This is a genomic window from Turicibacter sp. H121, from assembly GCF_001543345.1.
Classification (GTDB): domain Bacteria; phylum Bacillota_I; class Bacilli_A; order MOL361; family Turicibacteraceae; genus Turicibacter; species Turicibacter bilis.
Genome location: NZ_CP013476.1, coordinates 2272493 through 2292370, shown reverse-complemented (window position 1 = coordinate 2292370; position 19878 = coordinate 2272493). Strand labels below are relative to the sequence as shown.

Annotated in this window: 17 protein-coding genes; 5 read left to right on the top strand and 12 right to left on the bottom strand. The window is 33.5% G+C overall.

The genetic code is table 11. From position 1 onward, the window contains the following. Nucleotides 1–28 precede the first annotated feature (28 nt). The 6 genes from AT726_RS10990 to AT726_RS10970 all read right to left on the bottom strand — a co-directional run bounded on the left by AT726_RS10990 (nt 29) and on the right by AT726_RS10970 (nt 6908). Nucleotides 29–1144, bottom strand: a complete 1116-nt coding sequence (locus AT726_RS10990; RefSeq protein ID WP_055242168.1) for an alpha/beta hydrolase — start codon at nt 1142–1144, stop codon at nt 29–31. Between the two features lie 261 nt (nt 1145–1405). Next, a complete protein-coding gene (gene htpG / locus AT726_RS10985; protein ID WP_068759788.1) occupies nt 1406–3229 on the bottom strand; it encodes a molecular chaperone HtpG in 1824 nt (607 codons plus the stop codon). A 192-nt stretch (nt 3230–3421) separates the two neighbouring features. Beyond that, complete coding sequence (locus AT726_RS10980; RefSeq protein ID WP_237297099.1) at nt 3422–5197, bottom strand: YhgE/Pip domain-containing protein; 1776 nt, start codon at nt 5195–5197, stop codon at nt 3422–3424. Between the two features lie 99 nt (nt 5198–5296). Further along, a complete protein-coding gene (locus AT726_RS13310) occupies nt 5297–5575 on the bottom strand; it encodes a YhgE/Pip domain-containing protein (RefSeq protein WP_237297098.1) in 279 nt (92 codons plus the stop codon). A gap of 26 nt (nt 5576–5601) precedes the next feature. Continuing rightward, the gene (locus tag AT726_RS10975; RefSeq protein WP_055275334.1) at nt 5602–6015 is read right to left on the bottom strand and encodes a Fur family transcriptional regulator; all 414 of its coding nucleotides are present in this window, start codon (nt 6013–6015) and stop codon (nt 5602–5604) included. 161 nt (nt 6016–6176) lie between these two features. Then, entirely contained in the window at nt 6177–6908 is a 732-nt protein-coding gene (locus AT726_RS10970; RefSeq protein ID WP_144436971.1) for a gamma-glutamyl-gamma-aminobutyrate hydrolase family protein, read from the bottom strand. Between the two features lie 214 nt (nt 6909–7122). Here AT726_RS10970 and AT726_RS10965 point away from each other — a divergent pair, with 214 nt between their 5' ends. Further along, complete coding sequence (locus tag AT726_RS10965; protein ID WP_068759576.1) at nt 7123–8427, top strand: SLC13 family permease; 1305 nt, start codon at nt 7123–7125, stop codon at nt 8425–8427. Nucleotides 8428–8430: 3 nt separating this feature from the next. On the opposite strand, the gene AT726_RS10960 is transcribed toward AT726_RS10965, so the two are convergent. Beyond that, nucleotides 8431–9255: a sporulation peptidase YabG gene (locus tag AT726_RS10960; RefSeq protein WP_068759575.1), complete on the bottom strand. Its 825-nt coding sequence runs from the start codon at nt 9253–9255 to the stop codon at nt 8431–8433. Between the two features lie 419 nt (nt 9256–9674). After that, nucleotides 9675–10826, bottom strand: coding sequence for an alkaline phosphatase family protein (locus AT726_RS10955; RefSeq protein ID WP_055275329.1), 1152 nt, complete (start codon nt 10824–10826; stop codon nt 9675–9677). Nucleotides 10827–10997: 171 nt separating this feature from the next. On the opposite strand from AT726_RS10955, the gene AT726_RS10950 reads away from it, so the two are divergent. After that, nucleotides 10998–11528, top strand: a complete 531-nt coding sequence (locus AT726_RS10950) for a hypothetical protein (RefSeq protein ID WP_144436970.1) — start codon at nt 10998–11000, stop codon at nt 11526–11528. A 448-nt stretch (nt 11529–11976) separates the two neighbouring features. On the opposite strand, the gene AT726_RS10945 is transcribed toward AT726_RS10950, so the two are convergent. Continuing rightward, a complete protein-coding gene (locus tag AT726_RS10945) occupies nt 11977–13656 on the bottom strand; it encodes a PTS transporter subunit EIIC (protein WP_068759574.1) in 1680 nt (559 codons plus the stop codon). Between the two features lie 607 nt (nt 13657–14263). Here AT726_RS10945 and AT726_RS10940 point away from each other — a divergent pair. Continuing rightward, the gene (locus tag AT726_RS10940; RefSeq protein ID WP_055275552.1) at nt 14264–15571 is read left to right on the top strand and encodes an IS1380 family transposase; all 1308 of its coding nucleotides are present in this window, start codon (nt 14264–14266) and stop codon (nt 15569–15571) included. A gap of 280 nt (nt 15572–15851) precedes the next feature. Here AT726_RS10940 and AT726_RS10935 read toward each other — a convergent pair whose 3' ends face one another. Then, nucleotides 15852–16604: an EFR1 family ferrodoxin gene (locus AT726_RS10935; protein ID WP_068759573.1), complete on the bottom strand. Its 753-nt coding sequence runs from the start codon at nt 16602–16604 to the stop codon at nt 15852–15854. Between the two features lie 179 nt (nt 16605–16783). Here AT726_RS10935 and AT726_RS10930 point away from each other — a divergent pair, with 179 nt between their 5' ends. Beyond that, nucleotides 16784–17029 (top strand): hypothetical protein, encoded by a 246-nt coding sequence (locus tag AT726_RS10930; protein ID WP_068759572.1) that lies wholly within the window; start codon nt 16784–16786, stop codon nt 17027–17029. A gap of 31 nt (nt 17030–17060) precedes the next feature. Here AT726_RS10930 and AT726_RS10925 read toward each other — a convergent pair whose 3' ends face one another. After that, nucleotides 17061–18206: an MFS transporter gene (locus AT726_RS10925; RefSeq protein WP_158508552.1), complete on the bottom strand. Its 1146-nt coding sequence runs from the start codon at nt 18204–18206 to the stop codon at nt 17061–17063. Between the two features lie 225 nt (nt 18207–18431). After that, the gene (yaaA, locus tag AT726_RS10920; RefSeq protein ID WP_068759570.1) at nt 18432–19199 is read right to left on the bottom strand and encodes a peroxide stress protein YaaA; all 768 of its coding nucleotides are present in this window, start codon (nt 19197–19199) and stop codon (nt 18432–18434) included. Between the two features lie 173 nt (nt 19200–19372). Here yaaA and bcp point away from each other — a divergent pair, with 173 nt between their 5' ends. Next, nucleotides 19373–19843, top strand: a complete 471-nt coding sequence (gene bcp, locus AT726_RS10915; protein ID WP_068759569.1) for a thioredoxin-dependent thiol peroxidase — start codon at nt 19373–19375, stop codon at nt 19841–19843. The last annotated feature ends 35 nt before the right edge of the window (nt 19844–19878 follow it).

Here is a 19878-nt window from a genome sequence, read left to right as displayed (position 1 = left end):
AAATAGCTTAATCATTCGATTGATTAAGCTATTTTAAAATTTTAGTTTCAATAAACTCTTTCATTTGATTAAAATAAGATTGAATAATTTCATCCTTTTCTATATACAACTCGTGTTGTGCATTCTCAATTAAATAAAAATCAATTTCATGAGCTGAATTTGCAAAAGAATATTGACCATATGGCAGTACAGCGCTATCCTCTTCTGCTTGAAATAATAAGATTGGAGCGTCTATCAAAGTAATATTTTCTTTCTTAAGTACTTGATGAATCGCATCGATTGATGCTCTTACCCATTGCCAAGAAGAACCGAAAGTTGGAGAAGTGCCACCTGTAAATCGCTGTTGATACATAAAACTTCCTCTCTTTTGACTATTCGTTAATAAGTGAGTTGAATTGATTTCCTGCTCTAATTCTTGACGATAAGGTTCTCCAACTAGATAATCTGTTTTCTTTCCTAATAGGCAACTCAACTTAATATACGGATAAGCAAATCCTTCCCAAATTCCTGCTGTATCCACTTGAAACATTGGTGATGATAAAATCAAGCCATCGATTAGCGTTGGATACTGCTCTGCTAATAAAGCAGCAATACACCCGCCCATCGAATGTCCGAATAAAACGATTGGAGTCATCTTCACTTCTTTTATAACAATCTCCTCGATTAAATAACGCAAATCATTCACATAAACAGCATAATGATCTACATCAACTAAATTTCTATCACTTGGACTACGGGTTGACTCTCCATGACCATATTGATCAAAGATATAGACTTGATAGTTCATGTTTAAAAAATAATAAATTGCTTCTTGATACTTCTCTTTTTTCTCACAATTTCCATGTATCATAATAATCGTCGCTTTAGGTTCTTCGAGAAGATAACTTTCATACACAATCGTATGTCCATCATTCATAAAGCTCTCACTTTTTCTATACTTCTCTAGTTTGGGGTACACATATTTAGTCATATTTTCTATATAATCTTCTTCTGATAAATAAAAATCGTCGATTGCTTTTTCTAAATTCAATACTTTTAATTTTGAACAACTTTCATCATATCTAAATAGAAACTGATAGATCATGACATAAACGACAGCTATCAAACATAAAGTGAAAACACTGTAAAGGATTACCCTTATCATTTTTATCCCCCTACTTAATTTTGCTAGTTTATCATCGTTATTGTAAGTCTATGAAAATAAAGTTTTAAAAATTCCTTTGTTTCGTCTTTACTCTACCAAAGCATATTAAACCCGCATTACCCTACATTTTTTAATAGCAATTCAAAAGACAACTTAATATCACTGGATTTAATTCTTTTGATTAAAGTTCCATTCCTATTTATTAAACATCTTTTTTATCCTATCAAAAAAGGCGACTATCATTGATAGTCACCTATTTTTTTATTTCATTAATCGACAAACATTGTTTGTAAATGCCACTGGATCTTCAATATCTAACCCTTCGATTAGGCGTGCTTGATTATATAAGACATCTGTAAATAAATCAAACTTCTCTTGGTCCTGTTCATATGCAGCTTGTAATGATTTAAACACATCGTGGTTAACATTAACTTCTAATACTTTATCAGCTTTTACTTGCTGACCATTTGGCATCGAGTTTAATACCTTTTCCATTTCAATTGATAAATCCCCTTCATTGGCTAAACAAACAGGATGAGATTTTAAACGGCGGCTTGCACGAACAGCTTTAACTTTTCCGCTTAATACTGACGTCATATTTTCAAATAACGTTGCAAACTCTTTTGTTGCTTCCTCTTCTTTTGCATCTGTATCTAATCCTAAATCCGCACTAGAAACTGATTTAAATTCTTTGTCTTGGTATGACATTAACATTTTAATCGCAAATTCATCAATATCTTCTGTGAAGTATAAAATCTCATATCCTTTATCTAACACAGCCTCTGATTGTGGTAACTTTTTAATACGATCGATTGAATCTCCTACGGCATAATAAATATGCGTTTGATCTTCTTTCATACGAGACACGTATTCCTCTAATGTCACTAATTTATCTTCATGAGATGAAGCAAACATTAATAAATCTTGTAGCACGTCTTTGTTTGCTCCAAAGTCTGAATAAACACCATATTTTAATTGACGTCCAAATGATTGATAGAATGTTTCATACTTTTCACGATCATTTTTAATCATTTTTTCTAATTCATTTTTAATTTTCGTTTTAATGTTCTTTGCAATTAATTTTAATTGACGGTCATGCTGTAAAATTTCACGAGAAATATTTAACGATAAATCTTCTGAATCGACAATTCCTTTGACGAAACTAAAGTAATCTGGTAATAGGTCGGCACATTTATTCATGATTAAGACACCACTTGAATAAAGTTCTAATCCTTTTTCATACTCTGTTGTATAGAAATCGTATGGCATCTTCTCTGGAATATAAAGAATAGCATTATAGCTTACTGTTCCATCTACACTTAAATGAATATGTGCTAATGGTTGATCAAATCCAAAGTGTTTTTCATTATAGAAGTTTTCATAATCTTCATCAGTTAATTCGCGTTTATTTTTCTTCCAAATTGGAACCATGCTATTAACTGTTTGTTCTTCTGTGACTTCTTCATATTCACTTTCACTACCTTCTTTTAGTTGTGAGCGTGTTAAATCCATTTTAATTGGATAACGAATGAAGTCTGAATATTTTTTGATAATTGATTTTAATTTATAGACATCTAAATACTCATCAAAGTTTTCATCTTCTGTATTTTCTTTTACTGTTAAAATGATGTCTGTTCCAACCGTTGCTTTTTCACATGGCTCAATCGTATATCCATCGGCTCCACATGATTCCCACTTATAAGCTGTTTCTGCTCCTAAAGCTTTTGAAATGACAGTCACTTTATCAGCCACTAAGAAAGCTGAATAAAATCCAACCCCAAATTGTCCAATAATATCATGACCATCTTCTAACTCTGTATCTTTTTTAAATTGTAATGAACCACTTTTAGCGATAACCCCTAAATGTTCATCCAACTCCGCTTCTGTCATACCGATTCCTGTATCAGAAATCGTAATCTGACGCTTTTCTTCATCAATAGAAATTTTAATAAAGTAATCATCTGCATTGAAGCTTAAATCTGAATCTGTTAAGGCTTTATAATATAGTTTATCAATCGCATCACTTGCATTCGAAATTAACTCACGTAAGAAAATTTCACGATGTGTGTAAATTGAATTAATCATTAAATCTAATAATCGTTTTGACTCTGCTTTAAATTGTTTCAATTTAATCGCTCCTCTGTTCTTTTTTTATCACTCTCATCATTAGAGTGCTAACACCCATATCAAATATATATCATACCCTAAATTTGGTGTCAACATTTTAATCCGCTATCACAGTAAATTCCAAGAAAAAATCGCATGATTTTCATGCGATTATTCCCCTAACCCACTTTCTTCAAATTTCTCAGCAAATCCTTGTAATAACTTATTAATTGGTTTCTTTAAAAATAATGAAATAAGAACTGCCCCCACACTATAGATACACATAATGATAATATCTTTTGCTAAAACATTTTCCACGATTCCACCAATCGATTCACGTGCAAAAGAAATCGCATATGTAAAAGGCAAAAATGGATTAATAATTTGGAAGAACTTAGGTGTTAATTGAATTGGGAAAGTTCCTCCTGAACCTGCCACTTGTAAGACTAATAGAATAATTGAGACAACCTTTCCAACGTTACCAAATACTGAAACGAGTGAATAAACGATAAAAGTAAATGTGATACTCGTGAATAAAATTCCAACAATAAATAAACCTGGATTGACACAGTAGATATTTAAAAGATATAAATCACCTAATGCAATAATAAGACCTTGAACAAGTGCAATTGTTGCAAACAACAAGAACTTTCCAAAATATTCTTCACTTGGACGATATTCGCCTTTTGCATGAACCGATAACATTGAAATTAATAACGTCATTCCGACCCACTGAGCGAGTACACTATAAAATGGTGTCATCGCAGTACCGTAGTTATGCATTGGGAAGATGGTTTCCTCAACTAAATCGACGGGAGATGACATAAAGTTTTGACGTTCCGTCACTGCTTCTTGAAGTAACGTTAACACCTCTTGTAAACTTTGGCTTTCATTAATATCACCAAGTTTTGCAGTCACTTCTCTTACTTTATTCTCTGCTTCAGGTAATTTTGAGTTGATATATTCAATGGCGTCAATTCCTTTATCTGCTCCTTCATACGCTGTATTTAATAAGGAAGCAACATCTGGTAATTTTGTTTCAGCCTCTTTTAAAACTTGTAAGACATTAGTTGCTGTACTATAAGCCTGATCAATGACATTATTTAAAGATGGCACAATAGCACTATCAAAACGATTATAAATGGAACTCGCTGTACTTGAAACACTACTTAATAAAGTTTTGATGTTATTTAAAACCGTTAAATTAGGTTCTCCACCATTAACAGTAGTATCATGTAATTGTTGTAAAAAGTCTTTAGCTTTATCTAATTCTCCATTCACACCCTGTAACTGTGAAATTAAATCATCAAATCTCCCAGCTGGGAATTTATTGAAACTCTCTAATACTTTAACAAATGATCGCACTAAACTTTGAGTACTTTCTACTTTTGTAATTAAGTTCTCAATCAATTCAGGAGCTTTGTCTGACCCACTTAGAATGGCCTCTTCTATTTGACTCACATAAGTATTTAGTTCATCAGCAATCGTCTGAATTAATAACAGATCATTTTTTAAGGTCGGCATGAAATCACTTAGCGCTGATTTTGAAGTATCCATGAAACTTTCTAACGAAGTAATCGTTGTCTTTGCAGAAGTAATGGTCGTTTCAATCAATGGTAAATCGGTCTGAATTGAGGCAATTAAGTCTTTTAATTGAATTCCACCATTATGAGCTGTTTGCACTAAACTATTCATATCGCCAAATTTTGAAATTAATTCTTCTAATTGATCATAAACATGCGATAACTGAGGTAATACGGTTTCTTGAATTTCTAACCCTAATCCTTTTCCCGCTTCAAACAAAATACCACTAACCGTTTCAACAATTGTTTGATTGATATTCTCTTGAACACCAGTAGCCCCTTTACTAGTTAACTTAGGAGCAATAGCATTAATTTTTTCATTCACTCGATAAATCATTTGTCCTTTTTTTACATCACTTGTCACTAAAGATGTAATATCTTGTGAAAAATTATCAGGAATCGTAATCGTTGCATAGAAGGTTCCCTCTTCTAATGCCTTCTCTCCTTCTGCTTCGTCAACAAATTACCATCCCATTAAATCATTTTCTTTTAATTGATCAACCACTTGATCTCCAATATTAATGAGTTTTCCATTGAACTCAGTTCCCTTGTCATTATTAATCACACCAATTTTAATTTGGCTCGTTGCTTCCTGACCATAAGGATCCCACGATGCTTTAATATTAAACCACGCATAAAGTGACGGTAATATACATAAGGCTAAAATAACGATAAGAGCGGCATAATTTGTAAAAATACGCTTAAGGTCCTCTTTATAAATCGTCCAAACATTTTTTATCATTTTAAATCTCTTCCTTCTTAACTAACTCATTCTATTTTACAATCCCTGCATTGTCCATAAAAGATCGTATGACTTAAATCTAATTTAAAGGCAGATTTTTGCTCGAAGATTGCACTGATTTTTTTTATTTCTTCACACGAAATATTTTCAACTTTACCACAGCGTTCACACTTTACATGACAGACGAATGCCTCGGTTGATTGTTCGTCCACATAACGATAACATGCTGTTGGTCCATCACCACGTAAATACTTTCGAATAATCCCTTTTTCTAATAATAAATTAAGATATCGATACACCGTTGATTTGCCTATCTTTGTTCCTTTAGAACGAAAATGGCTAATAATCTCTTCTGCAGTAATATGTCGATCCCGATTTGAAGCTAGATAGCTTAAAATTAAGCTCCGTTGCCTCGTCTTATAGCCTTTTGACTCGGTCATATTCACACCTCATTCTCATAAATTTGAAACTCAGTTTCAAATTCTACTCTTATTTACTGAAACTGTCAATGAATTTTATACAATCTACCAATAAAAAAAGAGAAAGGTGTCTTTTTTAGGATACCTTTCCCTTCAAATTTCATACATGTGCTGACTTTAATTTATCTTCTTTTACAACTATTCACAAACTGTTCAAAGAGTATTCTTTCTTGTTCATTTGTTTTACATCTCGATTCAGGATGCCATTGAACAGCCACTAAAAAGGGGTAATTAGAATGATGAATCGCTTCTATTAAGCCATCGCTTGAAAGAGCTTCAACCATTAGTCCTTCACCTAACTTTTTAATGCCCTGATGGTGTCTGCTATTCACCTGTAAAGTATTCACATTTAACCACTGAGCTAACAAGCCACCTTCGACAAAAAAAACTTCATGAACCGGTTGATCATACGGGATTTGTTGTCGATGTGAGAAGTTGCGATCTTTTTTATATTGTGTTGGGATGTCTTGAAAAAGTGTCCCCTTAAAGAAAACATTTAAGAGTTGTAGTCCTCGACAAACCCCAAAAATAGGTTTATTTTGCTCTATTATTTTTTCTACTAATTTCAATTCAAATTCATCCCGAGAATCACACATTTTCCCACATAAATCAGTAACTTTTTCATGATAAATGTTCGGATTGACATCATGTCCTCCTGTTAAAAACAATCCATCAATTTTTGAAGCAATCTCTTCAATGATAGCTTCATTTTGTACGAGAGGTAGAATGATAGGAATGCCTCCTGCTAAGGTGATAGCCTCAAGATAATCTTGCTCCATCCAAATGCACTGCTTTCCATCATCCCATAATGGAGCTAATCCAATGATTGGTGATTTTTTCATTTTCTTTCTCACTCCTTTTCCACCTACTATTTTTTAATATATTACTATTTTTATAAAATAACACCCTCTATACAGTCTATATTATGCAAAAATAAGAAACTTTTAAAATTAAGATTCGACAATTCTTTAAAAGGAAAAAATGGGGTGTTTTATCTCGATTAAATGACACAGATTCTCCTTCTTTCAATATGATATACAGAAAGTGTATTAAAAAAGAAGTGTAGCAATGAACATTATTCTTATTATCATGACGATTTTTATTTATATTGGCATGATTCTTAACACCAAAAAAAGAACAGCTACTGCACTGTTAGGTGCTGGAACATTATTACTCATAGGAACACTAACATCTTCCTTTGATGTTGCAAAAGCTTTTACCTCATTTCCTTCTGAGATTATCATTCTTCTGATCGTTCTTTCACTTTTTACGGATATATTTGAACGTTGTGGTGTCATGAATCGGATCAGCTATAAATTCGTCGAGCTCTCGAAAGGAAGTCAAACTTTTATTATTCTCGTTCTGCCCTTCCTTATTTTCTTTAGTTCCTTATTTATGAATAATCTAAGTGTCGTTCTACTCTTTACCTATACCGTCATCTATTTAGCTAATCAATATCATATCCCAATTATCCCTATCTTAGTTAGTTTAGTTGTTTCTTCTAATATTGGAGGAGCAGCCCTTCCATGGGCTGACACCCCTGCTGTGATTCTGACTCTATACACTGATTTCTCACTTTTTGATTTCTTAAATAAAATGTTATTCCCTTGTTTCTTATTTATTGTTTTCCTTTGCGGTTATACATATATTTGGTATCGTTTTTTTTCAAAGCACTGGCGTGAATCGCCGGTCATTAAGAAAGAACCTATTAAATGGAAAGAATTACGTATTCCATTAATCCTATTCGTTGGTTATATTATTGGTTTATGTGTGGGTCCCTTTTTTAATGTCTCGATTGCCTACGTTTCTTTATTCTTTGGGGGATTAGCCTTACTTTCAAATCATAAAGAATCTATGGATCTTCTTAACGACTTGCCACTACTGGACTCGATTGCTTTCTTAATCGCTTTATTTTTAATTGGTGGTGTTTTAGAACAATGTGGAATTCTATCTTCTATCGCCGAATATATTTTAGCAGCTACACAACAAAATCCTTATTTAATGTGTCTCTCTATTTTAGGATTATCCTTTCTAATTGCCACATTTTTATCAGCTGGACCTGCTGCAACCACTTTATTACCCATTTGTACATCTTTATCTTCGCTCGTTCCTTTTCACTTAATTTATGCTGCTTTAGCACTTGGTATTTTATCAGGCAGTAGTATGCTCCCTTGGTCGGCTACCGGTGGACCCGTGTTACTGAGCCAAACTAAACGATTTATTAAACATATTAGAATGTTACCCCACGAGAAAAAAGAGCTTGAAGAAATCTTTGTCTTAAAAAATTATCTTGTCTTCTCGATTCCATTCGCTCTTTTTATGGTCTTATTCTCTGCCCTTTATATAGTAATTTATATTGCGATTACGATTTGATGACTAATATCCAGGTTTAATGATTCGACTTTTCCCTCTCGTTTCTAAACCACCAATATCTGTATCTGTGAACAAACCACTTTCTAGTAGGACATTCAAATCAATAACAGTTGAGATTGAAGAAGTAGAAAGGATAGAGGCGACATAAACTGGGTCATAAATATTAATCAGTGATCGTTTAGGAGCACTTGCAAAGTTTGCTCCTGCATTCATCAGAGCTTCGTAATTCGATTGACACCCTCCAGCAAATATAATAAGATCATCATAATCTTTATAGACCTTCCGTGCCGCCTTAATCGATTCAACAAAAAATCGGGAATTTTTATAATGAGACGGTGTCATAGAGTAACGCTTCTCTTTTGTCATTGAATCATGACCTGTGAGGATTAAAATATCTGGATGATGCAAGCTAAGTAATTCTGAAATAAACAGCGGTTGATAGCATTCTTTAATACAGTAAGCATCAACTGTTAAGTTTAACTTCTTATACAATGAACAACATTTTTTAAAATATAACATATTTCCATCTAAATGCAAAATTCGACCAAACTTCATATTTTGATGATTCGAGATGGTTTGATAATGAGGGTATTGCTTTAATAGCTTAGGTGGTGAATCAATTAATTTTGAATCTTTATTTTTTAGTTTAGACCATTTATTTGAAATCAATAACCTTGATTCAACACATTCTAAATCATCCAGATCTGCATCTGCAATTAAGCGATAATTTAAACCGTTCAAGATAGCCTGATGATTGATAATTTTAACAATTGTAAATTTCATGTCTTTCTGATAAGATTTTCTAACAATGATGTCACCTACTTGCATAGAATACTACACCTCTTTATTATGCTATACTGCATCATATGTCGGTGAGTATAAACATGTAAAGGCAATCTTCTTTTCTTTTTCTAAACTATCATCCCCAGCTTATCCAATTTCTTTACTAAGATTGAAGCACCATATACCTATGAGGGTTAGAAGAAATCAATCAGTTAAATGTCTATTCACCATTTAAATCCTATCAAAATAATATCGTTTTAAAAGCTGTTTGTTTTTACTTAAATGCATCATACATCGGGATTATTGACGAAAAATATGGTGATTAAAAATCAATATTACTTCGATGCTTCGCTGATTTACAATCATTTGACGGGGAATAAATTACGGACAATGCCCCCATTGTGAAAGACTAAAAAAAGAACCTAGAGACAGAAATCGTTCTTCTGGACTAGGTTCTTTTCATTTTATTTTGATTCAACTAGGATTAATGGGACTAACATTTCTTCACGTGTTAAACCCGCATGAGTCGCTGTAAATTCAAATTTCTTCGTTTTAGTCAGCGGCATGTAATCAAATAATTTACGCCCGGTTGCACAAGCAATATAATCACCAATAAAATCTAATGTTTTTTTATGAGGTTCTCCAGGACCAAATAATTGCTTCTGTAATGCTTCCTGTCGTGTTAGTAAGATGAAATCATCACTAAATAACTCATTAAAGCGTTGTTTAAACGTGTCACGTAAATCCTCACGAATGAAGAATGACATTAAACGTCCTTCAATGAATGGTGGCATTAAGAAGCAATCTGTTAATTGAGGATACTCATTTAAATACGTTTTATTTTCCACATCAATTAAGCCATGGTCAGCAGAAACAATAATTAAGGTATCTTCCATCGTTTCTGATAACACCGCTAATAAATCATTGATTTCTTGTAATTTTTGTTTTGTCTCTTCTGAGTAACACCCTGTTCCATGCATCGTTTTATCAGGATCTGTCCAGTAAGCAAAGACGAATTTTTCTTCATCTGTTTGACAAAGCTTTTCTACCTCTTCAAACAATCCTTTAGCATCTTCAACACCAATTTTTTGATTTTTACCTTTGTAATCAATATAGGCTGGTTCGATCATATAAGCCTTTGTCTGATGATGGGTTGCCTGTTCAATTTGATCAAGAATATGAGTATATGGCATTAATTCATGCCCGGCATGAGGAAGTTCTAATTTTTCTCCAGTATGACTATCTGTATTGATAAAGGTATCGATATAGCGTCCATATTCTTTAAAGTATAAAGACCATCCTAACCAACCATGTTCAAGTGGAGATTTTCCAGCATAATATGCAGTCATCGCCGCTGTTGTTGTCGATGGAACGACTGATGTTAGTTCAGATTTAATGTGTTGATTTAAAAAATCAGTTGGCTTTAAGTTTTTCTCTAAGGCGTCAATGCCCATTCCATCAAACACCATTAAAACAATCGTTTTATATTTCTTAGCAAGAGCTGCTTCAAGCTCAGGTAATACCGTATATTCACATGGAAGTCCATAATACTTCATTACAGTTGCAATTGTATTTAAAATACAACAATTATAGTTTGGATAGATAATATTTTTCATCTTGTCACCTCATTTATTTCCCTTATATTATAAAACATTTTTCAATCCATAATCTACTTTCACGAATATTATTTTGTAAATGAAACATTTAGGCAAGAGTCAATGCCTTTTTAGGAAAAAATAATATACTATACTGTAACTGAATTACAAAGTGAAAGGATGTAGCAAATTATGAAACAAAATATGAGATGTCCAGGTAGTGCTCCAGTTGTAGGAGGTGCACCTGTGATGGGTGGTGCACCTATGGGAAGTGTACCGATGCCAGCTATGCCACCAATGGGTCAATATGAAACTTGTTGCCAAGTCGTTGAGCCAACTGTTACTTGTGTTCCTCAGCAACATCATTATCACCGTGTCGATCATGTCATTCCAGTTGTGGTTCGTAATGTCCACCATCACCATAACCAACACAATTATGTCGTAAATCGACAAGAAAGTGTTGAATCATATCGTTATGATGAATACTTAGCAGGTCCAACCGTTATTAACCAGCCAACGCTTTATGCGCAACCAACTCAAGCAATGGCTCAAATGGCAACGCAAGCACCTGTTACAACACAGCATGCAATGATGAATCAAACAGCTTATATGCAACAAATGGTGGGACAACCAGCAGTTACCCCTCAAAGTACTTTAACTAATCAAGCACCATTGATGAGTCAATCTCTTTTAGACCAAATGATGGGGCAAAGCTTAATTTAAAGTGAGGGAGATTATAAAGACTAGTCTTCATAGACTGGTCTTTTTTCTTTACTTTTTAGATCATCAATATGATCGATATGTAATTTTTTATTAACTTATATAAAAGCAGAAATGTATGTTACTATTTTATAGCAGCTTTAGTTAAACATTAGCTTTCATACTAAGACGTCATATAGTCCTTGGGTCACCTAGCGATTTCTGAAAGAAATCTATTCCTCCATGACTAGGGCTTGGGTCACCTAGCGATTTCTGAAAGAAATCTATTCCTCTACTGCTAGGGCTTTAGTTTTTACAATATGAAAAACTGATCTGAACTTATATATCAATAATAGATTTACAGTAAATCATTCAATCACTTAAATAACACTCCGTTCTATAACCATTACTATAAAAAAATGACTAACCGAATGGTTAGTCATTTTCATTTGAAGTGTTATTATTCTATTGATTAGTCACCAATAATATCTAAAATGTGGTTTTTAAGAGTATTTGAGTTTCCACCGAAGATTGCTTGAACTCCACCTTTAACTTCCATAACTCCTGCCGCACCTAAAGCTTTTAAGCGATCTTTATCAACTTTAGAAGTATCTCCAACTTCAACACGTAAACGTGTAATACATGCATCTAAGTTCTCAATATTTTCTGCTCCACCTAATGCTTCTAATACTAATGGTGCTTTTTCTTTCCATTCATCAGTTCCAGCTGTAGCTGTTGTTGCTTCTGCAGATCCACCGTTACGTTCTTGGAAGTCTTTTTTAGAGAATAATTTTACTTCTTCGTTATCATCTTCACGACCTGGTGTTTTTAAGTTTAATTTTTTAATTAAGAAGCTAAATACAACGAAGTATAAAGCAAAGTAAACAACACCAACGACTAATACCCAATACCAGTGAGTGGCTACACCAGCTCCTGCAGGTAATAATCCGAATAAAACGAAATCAATTAATCCACCAGAGAATGTCATCCCGATGAATACATCTAACATTGCCATTAACATGAATGATAATCCAGCAAATACTGCATGCACAACGAATAACACTGGTGCAACGAATAAGAATGTGAATTCTAATGGTTCAGTAATACCAGTTAAAACAGTTGTTAATGCCGCAGCTCCTAATAAACCACCTACAGCTTGACGTTTTTCAGGTTTAGCACATTTGTACATTGCTAAAGCTGCCCCTGGTAAACCGAACATCATGAATGGAAATTTACCAGCTAAGAAACTTGTTGTTCCCATAACAATTTCATGCATTCTTGCTGAATCTAAACCTACTAAATCTCCCATCGATCCTAATTGAACGAAATAAGCAGTGTTTGCTCCTTGAACAAGAACATCTTGACCACCAATTAATAAGTTAGCCTCAACGAAAGATCCATACCAGAATGGTGTATAGAATACGTGATGTAATCCGAATGGCACACATGAACGTTCAACTAATCCAAATAAGAATGAACCAAAAATTCCTGATGAATTAACAACATTTGCTAATGCCCCAATTCCATCTTGAACGAATGGCCAAACGAAAGCTAAGATAACTCCCACAACTGCCATTACTAATGATGTGATAATTGGAACGAAACGAGATCCTGCGAAGAATGATAATACAGGGTGGAATTGAATATTAAAGAATCTATTATGTAACGCTGATGTTACCATCCCTGTAATAATCCCACCAAACACTGACATGTTTAATGTGAAAATACCAAGGTTTGTTGTTACATAAGTACCGTATTCTCCAACATTGTCAGCAGTTACGACACCTAATTTAGTCATTCCTAACCCTAATAATGTTGAAATAACTTCATTCATTACTAAGAAACCAAATACTGAAGCTAATGCAGCTGTTGCTTTATCTTTTTTCGCAAGACCTGCTGCTACTCCAACTGCGAATAAAATTGGTAAGTTTCCGAAAACAATGTTCCCAATATTATTCATAATTGTTAAAAGTGCTGTTAAGAAATCTGAGTTATTAATTCCATTAGCAATTGATTGATAAATAGCTGGCGCATCAGTCATTCCAGCAATACCTAAAAATGCTCCACCAATTCCTAATAAAATACCAGCGATTGGTAAGGCAGCGATTGGAAGCATTAAGGCTTTCCCTGTACGTTGTAAATACTTAAACATACTTAAATCCTCCTCCTAAGTAACCATAAAACCTTTATTTAATTCGATATCAAATGTGAACTTTAATCATGTTAGCCACATTGCTTACATGTATGATTATATTATATTTTTTCACAATTTAATATCCCTTTCATTAAATAGGTAACCGGTTACCTACGTTTTTTTTTACAGTTTTATGTTTTTTTTAACATCATTAAACTGTTTTTTACATCAAATTTTCTACATTTTTGGTCATGTTAATATAACTTATTGAGCGTCTTTTTAACTACCTTTTATTCAAACTACCCGCTATGACCTAAAATTGATTTATGTCTAATAAATAACATTTAACATTAAAATTATTTGCTTTCTGTTCGAATATATACGTTATTTGCTCACTAAAAAAAGACTACATTAAACGAATATCATCTTTTAAAATGATAAAAAATATGTATCATCCTAAATTATTCACTATAAAAATGTAAAAAGCGTTGAGTCCTTAGTGGAATCAACGCTTTTTCTTTATTTTTTATTTCACCTTTTAAGTGAAGCATTTTACTATGAAAATAATCTCTCTTTTGATATCGTTTTAATCGCCAAACCAAAACTAAGGAGAGATTACATTTTTATGATACATCAAGAACAACTTCGTTTCAATAAAAAGATTAAATTTAATTTCAAGGGTGGGGATTTAACGTCGGATGCAGGACTGTTGTTAATCCAAGAATTTATGCATCACATGAAGTTTCCAGAACTCTTAAAACAGTATTTTTATTTAGAGACTGATCAGGCGATTCGAACTCATACGAATCACGACCTCTGTCTCCAACAAATTTATCAAACCATTGCTGGTTATCACTGTGCTGATGATGCGGATGAGTTACGAGTTGACCCTTTATTAACTACTTTGCTTGATAAGCCCTCGTTAGCTTCTCAACCGACTTTATCTCGTTTTACTCATCGATTGACGAAGGAAACAAGCAAGCAATTTGAACTCATCAATCAAAAACTATTATCGCAATTTTATCAAGTCGAAACGCCTAATCATTTTATTTTTGATGTGGATTCCACTCATTTTCAAACCTATGGTCATCAATATGGGAAGGCCTTTAATGCCCACTATCAAGCACAAGGCTTTCATCCTCTCATGGTTTTTGATGGAATGACTGGAGACTGTTTAAAAGTTGAGCTTCGTGCGGGGAATGTTTATACCTCACGAAATATCGTTTCTTTTATCGGTCCCTTATTATCACACTATCAAAAGAGGTTTCCATCGAGCTATCGAATCGTTCGCGGAGATAGTGGATTTGCTCATAAGGAACTGTATAAGTTATGCGAAACGTTAAACACAAACTATGTGATCCGTTTAAAGGCAAATGCTACTCTCTATCGTTTAGCTAAAGAAGTAATGGATGTTTTTTTGGAAGAGTGTTCACTTCAATATTCTCAACAATTCTATGGGGAGTTTGAGTATCAAGCAAAAAGTTGGGATCGGCCAAGACGTGTCATCGTTCAAGTGAGACGAAAAGCAGGCGAACTTATTCCCGATTATTTATTTTTAGTGACGAACATGGAAACAAGACCGGAGATGGTTATCAGTCTATACGCTAAACGTGGGACGATGGAAAACTATATCAAAGAGTGTAAAAATGGATTTAGAATGGATAAAGTCAGTCATAAGCACTGGATGACAAATGTTAACCGAATTCAACTCATGGTGTTAGCTTACAATCTCATCAATGGATTCAGACGATTAACATTACCTCATGAGTTTTCTAAGATGCAGATTGAAACCTTACGGATCAAACTCATTAAAATCGCTGCCAAGCGAGTGAAACAATCACGAAGAATCATGTTCAAACTCTGTAGTCACCATCCTTACAAAGAAGTTTTCCATCACTGTTTAAAAACGATTCAGGCCATTCAGTTAGAGTAAGTGACTGAAGTCGTTCTTTGAAAATGAGATATTTTTTAGAGAAACACATCACCAAGGGGGGAGTCTACCCTTTTTTAGAGATTTGGAGTATGAATTAACTCAAATTTAAGATTAAAACGATAAAAAGCTGTGGTTTAGACTAAAATTTAGTTTGTCCACAGCTTTTTTTGAATGGTCATGAATAATTCAGGATCATCCTTAATAATTAATTATATCCTTTGTGAAAATGAGTTAAGTTTTAACATTTATTCATAAAGAAAGAAATAAAAGAAGTCGATATTTATTCGACTTCTTGAGTTTGATTTAACTGATACCATAAAATATCGGGATGGGTATATCGTGATTTATTTCCCATGTGGTGTCCGTACTGAATCGCAGATTTAGGACAATAATGCAAACAGGCCAAACATTGAGTACACTCTCCCTCCCACATTGGCTTCCCTTCAACCGTAATACATCCCGTAGGACATATTTTTTCACAGACCTTACAAGAAATACAGTGGTCATTGGCAAAAAATGGCTTAACACTTCTGCCAAATGAATGAAAGAGGCGTCCTCCTACAGTCGTTAAAAGTTTAGGTAATGGGCCTTTAATAAGCTGTCTCTCAACTTTTAAATGGGCGATACTTTTATTTAATTGAAGGATTTTCTCTTTAACTACATCAAGTTTTTCTCTAATCTCTTCTTTAGAGTCCACTGTTCCTAAAATCAGATAATTATTAGGCATGACTAACGTATAAAAACTCTGTAATCGCCAATTTTTTTGTTCAAATAGACGTTGAATGACGCGTTCAGTTTCTCCTATATTTTGACCACATGTAACAATGACACTTAAATAAGTTGGAATCCTTCCATTAAAAGAAAGTTTTTTTATAAAATCAACAACTAGTTGAGGCGGTGACCACGCATAAATCGGAAACACAAAAATAACTTTTTCTTCTGACTCCAATGAATAAGTGAATTGTTCTAATTTCATAGCCTGAGCAATTGAGACTAGTCGCTCGTTTTGATAACTTCCAATTTCATTCGCCACTGCTTGTGAGTTTCCAGTTCCACTAAAATAAAAATCATACGATACCTTCCTTTTTCTTATTTATACGACATACTCTACAGTACTATACCTTAAAAATGCTGCAAATTACTGTATGAAACAACATTTCTTGCATAAAATATACAAAAAACAGGGAGTATTCTAATTAGGAGGTGATTTATATGTCAAAAACTGTATCTGATTTACCTAATTATGAAGACTTAAAAGCTCAATATGAAGATTCACAACGACAGCTGAAACAAACAGAACAGCTTTTAATTCACTTAACTCAAATCAAAAAAGAAAATCGAATTCCCCATAAAGCCAATTATGTTGATCGAATGTTAAATGAACAATATGAAAAATATGAAATCGAATCACAAGTGATTCATGAACTCAAGCAACAACTAAATCTCTTAAAAGCATAAAACGTGACTCAATGAGTCACGTTTTATGCTTTTATTTTCTAATTAGAGCAATCGTTCCTACAATCAAAAGATTTAATAAACCAATGACTTGAAATGCTTGCGCTAACCCAACTCTTTCTCCTAACCATCCACAAAACGGAAAAATTAAAATCATCATAAGGGAAAACATCATACTACTTACTGAAATAATCGTTGCTCGCTTTTCAGATGGCGTCTCTTCATTCACATAAACACTGCTAATTGGATATAAACTAGCACTTAAGAAATTAATCAAGTAAAAAACAAAAATGGCAACTTTAGCCTCAACATATCCAAATATACAAATCATCACACTCATACTAAGCGGTACAAATAACCAAGCCTTTCCCTGGCACCACCTTTCAACTTTTTCAGCTAGTAATGCACCAAGTGCACTCACTAATCCATTCACTAAAAAAATGAAGGAGATAGTAGATTTTGAATAAGAAAAATCTGAAAAATAAGCTTGAGCATAAAAATAGATGACCGTTGTAAATGTCATCATTAACGGAAAATAAAGTAGCATGGCTAAAAGACGACGATTTAATTTCATCATGATACAGCATTGTTGAAAATGATCTTTCACAGATAAACATTCTTGAGTTTCATGAATCATTGGTTCTTTAAATTGTAAAGCGACACTCAAGGCCCCTATCGCCATTAAAATTGCAATCATATAGCTTAACTCAAAACTAACTTCAGCTAAAAGACCTCCAATAAAAACGGCTAACGCTTGAGCCACTTCAATCAATACATTTAATCGACTATTAAATGTCAAATACTCTTCAGTTTGATCAATCGAAATAAAACTATCGTAAACGAGCGCCTCTTCAGAACCTGAATTTAAATTTCCGCTAAAAGCTGAGAAAATAAAGCCAATCGCAAATCCAACAAAAGACTGTGAGACTAGTAAAACGATGGACGAGATCATAGCTGCTAAGCGTGAAAGAATAATCATTTTTTTACGCCCGAGCAAATCTGCCATCGCTCCAGTTGGAATTTCAAAAATTAAATTGCAACTATGATAAATGCTCTCTAATAACCCAATTTCAATGAGTGTCATTCCTTTATAGGCTAAAAATAAGACCCAAATCGCTGCTGTTATATCAAATGATGATAAAAATCGGTAAATATAATCAATTCCTATATTACGTTTCATTTTCTTCACTCCTATGTCGTTAATTAACATGGAGCTACTTTATCGTAACCCCATTCTAAATGTGCATTAGAATGGGCAGTCCACTAGCAAATCGTGCAGTTAATCTTCATTAGCTGCCTCTCCCCTCTTTTAATCTCAAATCATTTCACCCGATCTCTCTTCGGATAAAAGTCTCACCCTTTATCTATTGATAAATTTTACCATTTTATCGCTATGACAGTCAAGCTAACGGGTAAAAATCCATGTTTTTTCGGTTGATAAATCTGGATTAAACGTATAGCCTCCTTCATTAAATGCTTTAACTTGTTCAACCTCATGAATTTGATGGTTTAAAATATAACGCGCCATTTGACCGCGTGCGCGTTTAGCATACATCCCCACCACTTTAAACGCCTCACCTTTTTGCTCTTTAAATTCAATCGTAATCACAGGATACGTTTTCTCAATTTGTTTTAAATTTAAAGCTTTACTGTACTCTTTTGATGCTAAGTTTAATAGGACTTGATCCCCTTTTGTTTCACTTAATTCATTTAAGAAATGAACCGTTAAATCTTCTTTCCAATACTGATATAAATCTTTCCCATGCTCTCCTGACCATGATAATCCCATCTCTAAGCGATAAGGATTCATCACATCAAATGGTTTTAATACTCCATAAAGTCCAGATAAAATTCGAAGCGACTCTTTTGAAAATTCAAGTGCTTCTTGATTTAAACTTAACGAATCTAACCCTTTATAAGCTTCTCCTTCAAAGGCATGAATGGCATACATGCCTTGTTGATTTTTTTCATAAAATTGAGCGAACCTTTTTACATTTACTTCTGCAAGTGCTTCAGACATTTTCATTAAAGTTGATAACTCACTCACCGAATAAGTTTGTAACTGATTAACCAATTGTTTTGTTTTATTTTTAAAAATTAATTCATTTGATAAATCTAATGGTTCTAATTCAATTGTTTTAAATGTTTTTGCTGGTGATAACATCATTAACATTTTTGACACATCCTTCAACATTTTTTCAATTCACGTATAAAATTTATTTATCTCGTTCACAATGATAGCGCAAAGTGCTTCAATATCTTATCATATTTCTTTACAACCCGACTATTATAGCGCATAATTATTTGTAAATCATTACATAATTTTACAAGAAAGAAGTGAGTTTTATGGAACCAGTTATTTTAACGGAAGGAATGGAAGCTCCTGACTTTACCTTAATGGGATCTGATCATCAACAACATTCATTACACGATTATCGTGGACGTAAAGTGATTTTATACTTCTATCCACGTGATAATACACCTGGTTGTACAAATCAAGCGAAAGCTTTCCGTGATGCTATCGAATCCTTTAATGAACAAAATGCGGTGATTTTAGGAATTAGTCGTGATAGTGTCGCTAGTCATGAAAAGTTTATCACTAAACACGAGTTACCCTTCATTTTACTCTCTGATCATGAAGAAATTGTCTGCCATTTATATGATGTTTTAAAAGAAAAAAATATGTACGGTAAAAAAGCCATTGGTATTGAGCGTTCAACCTTCTTAATTGATGAAGCGGGAATCATTACAAAAATTTATCGTAAAGTAAAAGTGGCGGGTCACATTGAAGCAGTATTAGAAAGTTGCTCATTATAATCAAAACTCGTAGACCAAGCACCAAGGGGTGTAAG

Excerpts from the sequence above, each read along its gene's own strand:
- AT726_RS10990 (WP_055242168.1), bottom strand. The coding sequence starts at position 1,144 with ATGATAAGGGTAATCCTTTACAGTGTTTTCACTTTATGTTTGATAGCT.
- htpG (WP_068759788.1), bottom strand. The coding sequence starts at position 3,229 with ATGATTAATTCAATTTACACACATCGTGAAATTTTCTTACGTGAGTTA.
- AT726_RS13310 (WP_237297098.1), bottom strand. The coding sequence starts at position 5,575 with ATGATAAAAAATGTTTGGACGATTTATAAAGAGGACCTTAAGCGTATT.
- AT726_RS10975 (WP_055275334.1), bottom strand. The coding sequence starts at position 6,015 with ATGACCGAGTCAAAAGGCTATAAGACGAGGCAACGGAGCTTAATTTTA.
- AT726_RS10965 (WP_068759576.1), top strand. The coding sequence starts at position 7,123 with ATGAACATTATTCTTATTATCATGACGATTTTTATTTATATTGGCATG.
- AT726_RS10960 (WP_068759575.1), bottom strand. The coding sequence starts at position 9,255 with ATGCAAGTAGGTGACATCATTGTTAGAAAATCTTATCAGAAAGACATG.
- AT726_RS10955 (WP_055275329.1), bottom strand. The coding sequence starts at position 10,826 with ATGAAAAATATTATCTATCCAAACTATAATTGTTGTATTTTAAATACA.
- AT726_RS10950 (WP_144436970.1), top strand. The coding sequence starts at position 10,998 with ATGAAACAAAATATGAGATGTCCAGGTAGTGCTCCAGTTGTAGGAGGT.
- AT726_RS10945 (WP_068759574.1), bottom strand. The coding sequence starts at position 13,656 with ATGTTTAAGTATTTACAACGTACAGGGAAAGCCTTAATGCTTCCAATC.
- AT726_RS10940 (WP_055275552.1), top strand. The coding sequence starts at position 14,264 with ATGATACATCAAGAACAACTTCGTTTCAATAAAAAGATTAAATTTAAT.
- AT726_RS10930 (WP_068759572.1), top strand. The coding sequence starts at position 16,784 with ATGTCAAAAACTGTATCTGATTTACCTAATTATGAAGACTTAAAAGCT.
- AT726_RS10925 (WP_158508552.1), bottom strand. The coding sequence starts at position 18,206 with ATGAAACGTAATATAGGAATTGATTATATTTACCGATTTTTATCATCA.
- yaaA (WP_068759570.1), bottom strand. The coding sequence starts at position 19,199 with ATGTTAATGATGTTATCACCAGCAAAAACATTTAAAACAATTGAATTA.
- bcp (WP_068759569.1), top strand. The coding sequence starts at position 19,373 with ATGGAACCAGTTATTTTAACGGAAGGAATGGAAGCTCCTGACTTTACC.